Origin of the sequence: Sphaerospermopsis aphanizomenoides BCCUSP55 (genome assembly GCF_001586785.1) — a bacterium.
Lineage (GTDB): Bacteria > Cyanobacteriota > Cyanobacteriia > Cyanobacteriales > Nostocaceae > Sphaerospermopsis_A > Sphaerospermopsis_A aphanizomenoides_A.
The window spans coordinates 1-9,530 of the sequence record NZ_LUFH02000155.1; the positions used below are offsets into that span (position 1 = coordinate 1).

The 9,530-nt window shown below is 37.4% G+C and carries 10 protein-coding genes; 8 read left to right on the top strand and 2 right to left on the bottom strand.

Annotated features, from left to right (window positions below; translation table 11 throughout):
- Positions 1–85 precede the first annotated feature (85 nt).
- From A0J48_RS24915 to A0J48_RS24940, 6 genes are all read left to right on the top strand, one after another.
- Positions 86–577, top strand: a complete 492-nt coding sequence (locus A0J48_RS24915; RefSeq protein WP_200327270.1) for a GNAT family N-acetyltransferase — start codon at positions 86–88, stop codon at positions 575–577.
- A gap of 343 nt (positions 578–920) precedes the next feature.
- The gene (gene petJ / locus A0J48_RS24920) at positions 921–1,259 is read left to right on the top strand and encodes a cytochrome c6 PetJ (protein WP_200327271.1); all 339 of its coding nucleotides are present in this window, start codon (positions 921–923) and stop codon (positions 1,257–1,259) included.
- Positions 1,260–1,647: 388 nt separating this feature from the next.
- Positions 1,648–1,986 carry a cytochrome c6 PetJ gene (petJ, locus tag A0J48_RS24925; RefSeq protein WP_200327272.1) on the top strand — a complete coding sequence of 113 codons (339 nt, stop codon included), beginning with the start codon at positions 1,648–1,650 and terminating at the stop codon, positions 1,984–1,986.
- A gap of 476 nt (positions 1,987–2,462) precedes the next feature.
- Entirely contained in the window at positions 2,463–3,458 is a 996-nt protein-coding gene (gene ilvC / locus A0J48_RS24930; RefSeq protein WP_200327273.1) for a ketol-acid reductoisomerase, read from the top strand.
- A 355-nt stretch (positions 3,459–3,813) separates the two neighbouring features.
- Positions 3,814–3,996 carry a hypothetical protein gene (locus A0J48_RS24935; RefSeq protein WP_200327274.1) on the top strand — a complete coding sequence of 61 codons (183 nt, stop codon included), beginning with the start codon at positions 3,814–3,816 and terminating at the stop codon, positions 3,994–3,996.
- 67 nt (positions 3,997–4,063) lie between these two features.
- On the top strand, positions 4,064–4,540 hold the full coding sequence (locus A0J48_RS24940; protein WP_200327275.1) for a hypothetical protein: 477 nt from the start codon (positions 4,064–4,066) through the stop codon (positions 4,538–4,540).
- A gap of 101 nt (positions 4,541–4,641) precedes the next feature.
- On the opposite strand, the gene A0J48_RS24945 is transcribed toward A0J48_RS24940, so the two are convergent.
- Both A0J48_RS24945 and map read right to left on the bottom strand, forming a co-directional pair.
- Positions 4,642–6,033 (bottom strand): amidase, encoded by a 1,392-nt coding sequence (locus A0J48_RS24945; RefSeq protein ID WP_200327276.1) that lies wholly within the window; start codon positions 6,031–6,033, stop codon positions 4,642–4,644.
- A 494-nt stretch (positions 6,034–6,527) separates the two neighbouring features.
- Entirely contained in the window at positions 6,528–7,355 is an 828-nt protein-coding gene (gene map / locus A0J48_RS24950) for a type I methionyl aminopeptidase (protein WP_200327279.1), read from the bottom strand.
- A 701-nt stretch (positions 7,356–8,056) separates the two neighbouring features.
- Between map and A0J48_RS24955 the strand changes: the two genes are divergently transcribed.
- Together A0J48_RS24955 and A0J48_RS24960 are read left to right on the top strand one after the other, a co-directional pair.
- Positions 8,057–8,509 carry a Fur family transcriptional regulator gene (locus tag A0J48_RS24955; RefSeq protein WP_200327277.1) on the top strand — a complete coding sequence of 151 codons (453 nt, stop codon included), beginning with the start codon at positions 8,057–8,059 and terminating at the stop codon, positions 8,507–8,509.
- Positions 8,510–8,634: 125 nt separating this feature from the next.
- Positions 8,635–9,530: response regulator (locus A0J48_RS24960; RefSeq protein ID WP_200327278.1), on the top strand; the 896-nt coding region annotated here is incomplete at its 3' end.

A 9,530-nucleotide genomic window follows, 5' to 3' on the forward strand; every position in this document is an offset into this window, starting at 1 on the left:
CATCACCCCATCTCTACTGTCACCTGTTCCCTATTCCCTATTCCCTCCTCTAAACTATAGACTGTGGACTATAGACTCATGACTAATGACTTCCCATAGCAATTTAATTATCCGTTTTGTTGAACCCAGTGATTGCACAGTATTGTTTGAATTAATTCAAGGATTAGCAGAATACGAAAAATTATCTGATGCTGTTACTGGTGATGCTCAAGCATTAAAAGAACATCTATTTGGTGAGCGTAAATATATCGAGGCAATTTTAGCAGAACTTTCTGGTCAAGCAGTAGGTTTTGCCTTGTTTTTTCATAATTATTCCACTTTTCTCACCAAGCCAGGAATTTACTTAGAAGATATATTTGTTTTACCAGAATTTAGACGGCAAGGTATTGGTAAAGCACTCCTGACTAAAGTCGCAAAAATAGCTGTAGAACGTGATTGTGGACGTTTAGAATGGAGTGTTTTAGATTGGAATATTTCCGCCCAAACATTTTACCGTAACATGGGAGCAAAGATTTTAGAAGATTGGCGAATTTGTCGCGTGACTGAAGATGTATTGACAGAATTAGCAAATCAATAAAAATTTGATTGCACTCATATCCCCGACTTCTAATATTACCTCAAAACTTACTATATCATCAAATAATCAGCCGGGGATCTTATCAAAATTTTTTTAAATCTTACATTTTTTCCTTATTAAATTTTAAGTTAGTATTCAAGTCTCTAAAATTTTACAATAAATCTTTGTTTACTATAAATTAACATTGTCCCAAAAACCTTGAGATAACAAACAATAAATTTATCATCTTCAAAAATTAAGTTCAAATTTTACAGTTTGTCTCCTGAATAATACAACAAAATAAAAATAGAATTATGGAGTAAATTACTCCTAATCTGCAATTATTGTAGAGAGAGAATACAAAATGAAAAGGATTATTTCTGTATTACTGTTAGGCATTACTATCTTCACTTTTGCCTTCACTAGTCCTGCTTTAGCAGCAGATACAGCGGCAGGAAAAGCAGTATTTACAGCTAATTGTGCTTCTTGTCATGCAGGTGGTAAAAATTTAGTTAATGCTGCTAAAAGTTTGAGCAAAGAAGATTTGGAAGAGTACAATATTTACTCAGAAGCAGCTATCATTGCTCAAGTTACAAATGGTAAAAATGCTATGCCAGCTTTCAAAGATAGTTTAACAACTGATGAAGTTGCAAATGTAGCTGCTTACGTTATGGAACAAGCGGAAGCTGGCTGGACAAAATAAATTTGTCAGTCAGTTCATATAATTAGACCTGAAAGGGTAACAACATAGATTCCCGACTTCTTTTGAAAGTCGGGTTTCTGATTTTTCAATAATACTATAGTAAAAGTAATAATTCATGATTAAAAATTTGTGAGTCAGAATCACCATTTAATCATCTACTGATTGATCAAAAATTCTGAAATGAAGGTCTGCATAACGTCTCCTGACTACTTACCTTTACATAATTTTACATCTTTCCCAAACCCTTGATATCACAATCAATCAATCTCAAATTCTCAATGATTAACTCCAAGTTTGACAGCCTGTCGTTTGACTAATGCAACATAATCAAAAGAGAATTATTAAGGATATTGCACCGAATCAGCGATTGTTGTAGAGAGAACACGAGATGAAAAAGATTATTTCTGTATTACTGTTAGGCATCACCATCTTCACCTTTGCCTTCAGTAGTCCCGCTTTAGCGGCTGATGCTGCTGCTGGAAAAGCAGTATTTACAGCTAACTGCGCCCAATGTCATGCAGGTGGTAAAAACTTAGTGAATGCTGCTAAAAGTCTGAGCAAAGCAGATTTGGAAAAGTATGGTATGTACTCAGCAGAAGCTATTATTGCTCAAGTTACAAATGGTAAAGCTGCTATGCCAGCCTTTGGCAACCGGTTAAAACCCGCCCAAATTGAAAATGTAGCTGCTTATGTACTAGAACAAGCAGACAATAACTGGGGTAAGTAAGTTAATTAGTATTTAATTAATTTACAATTTTTTTTTGCGGGGCTTTTTGTCCCGCTATTTTTTTCATAATGAAATTATCAAAGGAGATGTTGTATGATTTATTTCTGGCGATTAACTTTCAGTCTAGAACTTTTCTGGACCCAATCAGCATTTTGAACAGAAGTTTTACTGCTCTTACTGCTACTCGCATCCTTAGCAGTTTGACTGGTTTACCAGATGCTTTCTCCTCGATTTGTGTGACGGGGGGCGGGTTAAACTGCACTAAAAACCCATTGCCACAGTGAATGTCGGCACAAGGCAGAACCACCACTAACTTTAGATTTTTAGATTGAGAATACCTATATGTGAGTATATCTGCGGTTAATTAGCAAATAGTACCAATGTTTTATCAACAAATTTATTCCCCGTCCCCAATTTACGGTAAAATCATAAGTCTGCTAATTTCATAACAACCTTTGCGGACAGGAGATGCTTCTATGGCGCGTATGTACTATGATGAAGATGCTAATTTAGACCTTTTAACAGGAAAAACCGTTGCTATTATTGGTTATGGTTCTCAAGGTCATGCCCACGCGCTGAATTTAAAAGACAGTGGTGTTAATGTGATTGTGGGATTATATCCTGGAAGTAAATCAATTGCCAAGGCTGAAGCGGCTGGCTTGACTGTAAAAAATGTAGCTGATGCTGCCAAAGCTGCTGACTTGATCATGATTTTATTACCTGATGAAGTTCAGAAAACTATTTACACAAATGAAATAGCACCTAATTTAGAAGCAGGAAATATTTTAGCGTTTGCACACGGTTTTAACATTCACTTTGGGCAAGTTGTACCCCCTGCGGATGTAGACGTGATCATGGTTGCACCTAAAGGACCAGGCCATTTAGTACGTCGTACTTATGAACAAGGACAAGGCGTACCAGCGTTATTTGCAGTCTATCAAGATGCTACTGGCAAAGCACGCGATCGCGCAATGGCTTATGCTAAAGGTATCGGTGGTACACGCGCAGGTATTTTAGAAACCACATTCCGGGAAGAAACCGAAACTGACTTATTTGGTGAACAAGCCGTATTGTGCGGTGGTTTAAGTGCTTTAATTAAAGCCGGTTTTGAAACCTTAATTGAAGCAGGATATCAACCAGAACTGGCTTATTTTGAATGTCTGCATGAAGTGAAACTCATTGTTGACTTGGTAGTTGAAGGTGGTTTAGCAACCATGCGCGATAGTATTTCTAATACGGCGGAATATGGTGATTATACACGGGGTCCTCGTGTTGTCACCGCCCAAACTAAAGCAGAAATGAAGAAAATTCTCAGCGAAATTCAATCTGGACAATTTGCGCGGGAATTTGTCTTAGAAAACCAAGCTGGTAAACCCGGTTTCACGGCTATGCGTCGTCAAGAAGCTGAACATCCAATTGAGGAAGTGGGTAAGGATTTACGCGCTATGTTTAGCTGGTTGAAGAAAGCGTAATTTTTGGTAATTGGTAATTGGTAATTGATACATTAAATATTACCTCTTACCACATTATCCATATTAGAAGACTGGGATGATTTTCTATAGTTACTACATCAAAGAAGAAAAAATATGCACCTTGTGGTCTAATTCAATAAATGAAGCATTCTCTGAAGTCGATAATGAAGGAAATCGCCTCTATCAATGTACTACTTGTAGATGGGAATGTGTAAGCATTCAGCTATCAGTAATCAGTCATCAGCTAATAGCAACAGTAGCAAGGATTTAGAAGTTTTAATTTCAGGAATGTTATCTGCATCTATTTCTTTTCATTCTGTGTATTTCAATATTCCAGGTGCATAGCTGACGGCTTATGGCTGAATACTTACGGGAATGTTACCGTGATATTAATTCCGGTGTTAATATTGAATTAGCTCAGTTTGGCAATAATCCACACGCTATGCTGTCAAAAAATGCTAATCTTGCAAAAGCAGCTAGTGAAGTTTGGGCAATAACACACCCAGATTTTTCAACAAAGCCAAGTTGGAAAAACTGAGAAAGAAAAACGCAAGCAGAAAAAATAGTGCAGTAGCACTTAATAATTATTGCGGGAGATTTTCAAAATGTCATCACTAATATCTACCTTTACTCAGCATTTAGATTTTTCTCAACCAGAAATAGAAGCCATACTTTCCTCACCCTTAAATGAGGTGCTAAATTCACCACAATTAAAACAAGAATTAGATAGTCTAAATATTAACTTGCTACGAGAAACTTTACCCACAGCAGGACAAGTATTAGCTGAACATTTACCACCTTTTTATAACTGGCTAAAAAACGAATTAGGAGTAAAGCGCGTTCCTGACAGTCCAGATCATACCACAAAATGGGTAATCGGTTTTCTGAATAACCAAGAAAGTATTAATCACCTTGTTGAGTTACATCGTCCAGTTCCAAAAGCAGCCTTAGAAGAAGCTGTTCCTCGTTTGGTAAGTTTATTTGATGGTGTGGAGGATGAAAAAGTTCGTCAGGAATGGGAAAAAGCTGTGGCTGCACTTTGTCTAGTTTTAGTTGTTGATAAACGACAGCCTCAAAATTAAAAATTAAAAATTAAAAATTAACAGGATTGAAAGAACAACATCATAGTTTTTATGACAATCCTGTCAATCCTTAAATCCTGGATATCCTGATTCAGACAAAATTAGATATTTGGACGATGTTGAATCCAAGGATTAGCCGCTTCTAATTGCGCTGCTAGACTAATTAAAGTAGACTCAGCCGCAGGTTTACCAACTAACTGTACACTCATGGGTAAACCATTGCTATCAAAACCCACAGGAATGGCTATAGCAGGTAATCCCGTTGCATTTGCTACCGGACAAGGCGCAACCCAATTAACAATATTTTGAAATGTTTCTTCTGGACTCAAATCTGCCCATTCACCGACACGAATTGGTGAATGCAAATAGACTGGCAACACTAACACATCAATATTATCAAAAAAGGCGACAATTGACCGAGAAACTATTTGCATTTTTGCCAGTGCTTGCAAATATTCACCCGCCGAACCTGTTCTAGTTAATAACCAACGATTTAAAGGCTGTAACGCTTCTGAGGGTATTCCTGCGGATGCTACTCCAGATTGCCAGACCATTTGAAATGGTTCTACTAAACCGCTGAAATCTGGACATTTTTCTTCTATTTGATGTCCAAATTGTTCTAGTAATTGAATCGTTTGTAGAACTCCTTGTTTACAATTCTCGTCTGCTTCTCCCAAAGGAGGAATATTGGTACTAAAAGCGATTTTTAAACTAGAAGTTTTTACTTGAGTAGCAGCGAGGAATGAAGGTTCTGGATCGGTTAACCAATAAGGATCACCTATAACATACCCCGATATCACATCTAACATTGCTGCTGCATCCGCTACAGTTCTGGCAATGGGACCACTGATAGCTATGCCTCCCAAGCGATCGCCTACAGGTGCTTTTGTCACTCTTCCCCGCGCTGGTTTGATTCCCACTACACCACAACAAGCCGCAGGACCACGAATTGAACCACCACCGTCTGAACCTTGTGCGATCGCACATAATCCCGCAGCTACCGATGAGGCTGCACCACCGCTAGAACCACCAGGGGTATATTCTAAATTCCAAGGGTTTCTGGCGGGTGGAAAACCTGTAGGCTCACTGTATGGATAAGAACCTAATTCGGAAGTAGCAGTTTTGCCAAGAATCGTAAACCCAGCTTGTTTAATTTTGATAACCACGCCATCATCGTAGTTAGCGATATTCTTCATTAATGCCGGATTACCGTAAGTGCAAGTAACACCAGCTACAGGGTTGAGGTCTTTAATAGAAATTGGGACACCAAAAAATGGTGGTAGTTCTGAGGTGGTTGTGAGTAATTCTGTTTTGGCTTTAGCATCAGCCACGGCTAAATCTGCTGTGACGGTAAAATAACTTCCTAATTGGGGATTTAAGCGAGAAATACGTTCTAAATATACTTCTACTAAATCTAGGGGTGAAACTTCCCGAAGACGGATTAATTGCGCTAACTCTAAAGCCGGGGTAAAAGCTAAATCAGTTTCATTCATTTTGAGGGAATAGGGAATAGGGTTAACAGTCGATTTCTATCTGAGCGATAACCGCTATTTTTTTGGCAACTGTAATATTCATACATCTGTCGAAAGCTATATATTTTGAATGTTTCACAATTATCAACTTAGAGTTTTCATTTTGCTTCTACTTTTTAGCAAGTTATCATTTCCAGATGCTTATGTCTAGAGACAAAAAAAATGCGATCGCTTTTTTGGAGTGATCACATTTTTTATAAATTTACATTGGAGATACAGCATATTGCAGATCAATAAGGTACAAATTTTTATGACAAAACCTTGCACCAAAAGGGTTTTACGTAAGAATTCAGGAGTTTAGGAGTATGGCTTACGCCACGCTTCGCTATCAGGAGTTCAGAAGGAAGGATGAAGGATGAAGAACATTTTTCTTTTATCTTCCCTGTTCCCTGTTAAGAGTTCCCTGTTCCCTGAATCCTTACGGTTTTACTGCTGACTGCTGAAAGCTGCTGTAATTAAACCAGCGATCTATCAGTTAAAATCTCATAACCGCTATCTGTGACTAACACTGTATGCTCAAACTGAGCAGACAAAGCATTGTCAACAGTCACCGCCGTCCATTTATCAGCTAAAATCCTAGTAGTTTTGGAACCAGCATTCACAATTGGTTCAATCGCTAAAGTCATACCAGCACGCAACTTCACATTAGGAATTTCACGAGTACGATAGTTAAAAACCGCTGGTTCTTCGTGTAAATTTCTGCCCACACCATGCCCCGTGAACTGTTCTACCACACTAAATTTATTAATTTTTACATGGTCTTCAATTGCACCAGCAATTTCCAATAAGTGGACACCAGCTTTTACCTGTTCAATACCTTTAAATAAAGCTTCTTCCGCCACACGAATTAATTTAGCAGCTTCTGGAGTCACCTCTCCTACAGCAATTGTTATACAAGAATCACCGTGAAACCCTTGATAATAAGCTCCTGTATCAACTTTTAATACATCTCCTGCCCGAATTACTTTTTTTGGACTAGGAATACCATGTACAACTTCATGATTAATACTAGAACAAATGGAAGCTGGAAAACCGTGATATCCTTTAAAGCTAGGGGTTGCACCCATTTCCCGGATGCGTTTTTCTGCATGAACATCCAAATCAGCGGTAGTCATTCCTGGCTCTACTAGCTCAGAAATTTCTTTGAGAACCGTTGCCACAATCTTTGCTGATTGTCGCATAATATCTATTTCGCGGGGAGATTTAATTTCAATACCCCGGCGTTGTCTTGGTGCGGGTTTTGGCTGCACAGGTTGAGAAAGCAAGTTACTGAGAATGTTCATCATGAAATTTAGTAATTACCGACGCTTTATGGTTTAGGTGTTAACTTGTTGAGATTTATTGCAAAAAATATCTATATTTACGTTAACTTATTTTGCGTCTTTGGAGAGACGAGGGGAATAGGGAATATGGTTGATTTATTTGACTGGTTTCACCAATACTTAGGAAAAAACTTGATTCTATCGCAATTCTTGTCGCCTGCTTATTTGATTTTAAAATAATTCTTCCTTATCAAAACTAATGATATCATATTTCGAGTGCGAGGTCAACACTTTCACTTCATAATTTTGGCAACCATCAACAAAAAATCAGAAAATTCTTAAATGCAGAAAATTCCGCTTCAGACATTAAGACTTAATCGCAATTTATCCGCTATACAAAACCTTTTCTTTCACCGACACCCTCACACTCTTATATTTTTATTAATAGCAACTTGGAATTACTATATATAAAAAATACACTTGTTCTAGTCTCGACATTAATGGCATTTGTAAGCTAAAGTTGTAATGACTTTGTTTTAGAGTGAGGATGTGACAACACAACTTTTAATCAAGGACAAAACTTGCTAAAACCTGTGGTTAATAAGGCATTTAATGTCAGTTACACAGAATATAGGCAAAAAGTTGTATGTAATATCCTTGTATAGAAAAAAGCAGCAATCGTCATTGAAGGGGAATTCAATCCCCATAGTTAAAACTGAAATATGCAAAAGCGAGCTATTTCTACAAAAGCAATTCGTTCCCTAGAAGATGCTCTAGATCGGTGTCAAATGCTGGGTATGCGTGTCAGCCGTCAGCGCCGTTTTATTCTAGAATTACTTTGGCAAGCGAATGAACATCTTTCTGCTAGAGAGATATATGATCGCTTGAACCAACAAGGTAAAGAGATTGGTCATACCTCTGTTTATCAAAATTTAGAAGCATTATCTAGTCAAGGTATTATTGAGTGTATTGAACATTGTGATGGGCGTTTATACGGTAATATTAGTGATGCTCACAGTCATGTTAACTGTATAGATACAAATCAAATTCTAGATGTACATATAGAACTACCAGCAGAGCTAATTCAGCAGGTTGAAGCACAAACAGGAGTAAAAATAACAGGCTATACAATTAATTTTGTTGGACACCGCAATTCACAGGAAACAGGGGTGTAAGAGTGTAGGGATGTGGAGGAGATCAATAAATTCAAGAGTCAAACCAGGGCTTCTGACAGTCTACACTATCAAAAATCAAAAACTCTGATTTCCTCTTCCTTATTCCCTATTGCTTATTCTTAATTATGAGCGATCGCCCTTTAAAATTATTGTTAATTGATCCAGATCCTATTTTTCGTCTAGGATTAAGGGTAGCTCTAGAAACAATCCCCGATTTACAAGTTGTAGCTGATGTTGCCACAGATACCGCAGCCTTGCAAGTTTTAGCTGCAACAGCTTCTCCAGACTTTAACCAAGTTAATTTAATAGTTTTAGAATTAGGACATGGAAATTCCAGCGACTCTCAACAATTAGGTTTACAATTTTGTAGACAACTCAAAGCTTTATATTCCCACATTCCTATTTTATTGTTGAGTTCTATCTCTACACCAGAAATACTTTTAGCAGCAAAGAATTTAGGTGTAAATGGTTATTGTCCCAAAGGTATATCTATTTCAGAGTTAGTTCCTATCATGCAAGAACTAGCAAATAATGGTTATTATTGGTTAGAAACAACAGCAATAATCAATTCTTTATCATCTAATTTACCTCTTGCTAAACTGCGGAATAATATTCGGTTGTCAGGAATTAATCAAATTAATCAGACTATTATTGCGGTTTCATCACAATTGAAAATACCAGGTCTGCCACTGTTAGATCAAGCTATTTTAGCAGGACAGCGACGAGAATTATTAGCTGCCCGTTGGCTGCTGAATCACTTATTAGCTGCACCAGAGGAAAGACAAGCAAAAAAACCTCAACCACTTCCTCCACCCGTTCCTTATCCGACTAATATCATTAGTCAAACAGAATCACAACATATATCAACTTTTGTACCACATTTACAGAGTCCCAAATCATTACAATCTACATTATTTACAGCTTGTACCAATAAACTCCATTTCCCTTTACTAAATCTTACAGATATACCTTTAGAAATTGATATTCTCCGTGAAGATAAAAAAAGACAATTACTTTATTT

Excerpts from the sequence above, each read along its gene's own strand:
- map (WP_200327279.1), bottom strand. The coding sequence starts at position 7,355 with ATGAACATTCTCAGTAACTTGCTTTCTCAACCTGTGCAGCCAAAACCC.
- petJ (WP_200327272.1), top strand. The coding sequence starts at position 1,648 with ATGAAAAAGATTATTTCTGTATTACTGTTAGGCATCACCATCTTCACC.
- ilvC (WP_200327273.1), top strand. The coding sequence starts at position 2,463 with ATGGCGCGTATGTACTATGATGAAGATGCTAATTTAGACCTTTTAACA.
- A0J48_RS24955 (WP_200327277.1), top strand. The coding sequence starts at position 8,057 with ATGCAAAAGCGAGCTATTTCTACAAAAGCAATTCGTTCCCTAGAAGAT.
- petJ (WP_200327271.1), top strand. The coding sequence starts at position 921 with ATGAAAAGGATTATTTCTGTATTACTGTTAGGCATTACTATCTTCACT.
- A0J48_RS24935 (WP_200327274.1), top strand. The coding sequence starts at position 3,814 with ATGGCTGAATACTTACGGGAATGTTACCGTGATATTAATTCCGGTGTT.
- A0J48_RS24945 (WP_200327276.1), bottom strand. The coding sequence starts at position 6,033 with ATGAATGAAACTGATTTAGCTTTTACCCCGGCTTTAGAGTTAGCGCAA.
- A0J48_RS24915 (WP_200327270.1), top strand. The coding sequence starts at position 86 with ATGACTTCCCATAGCAATTTAATTATCCGTTTTGTTGAACCCAGTGAT.
- A0J48_RS24940 (WP_200327275.1), top strand. The coding sequence starts at position 4,064 with ATGTCATCACTAATATCTACCTTTACTCAGCATTTAGATTTTTCTCAA.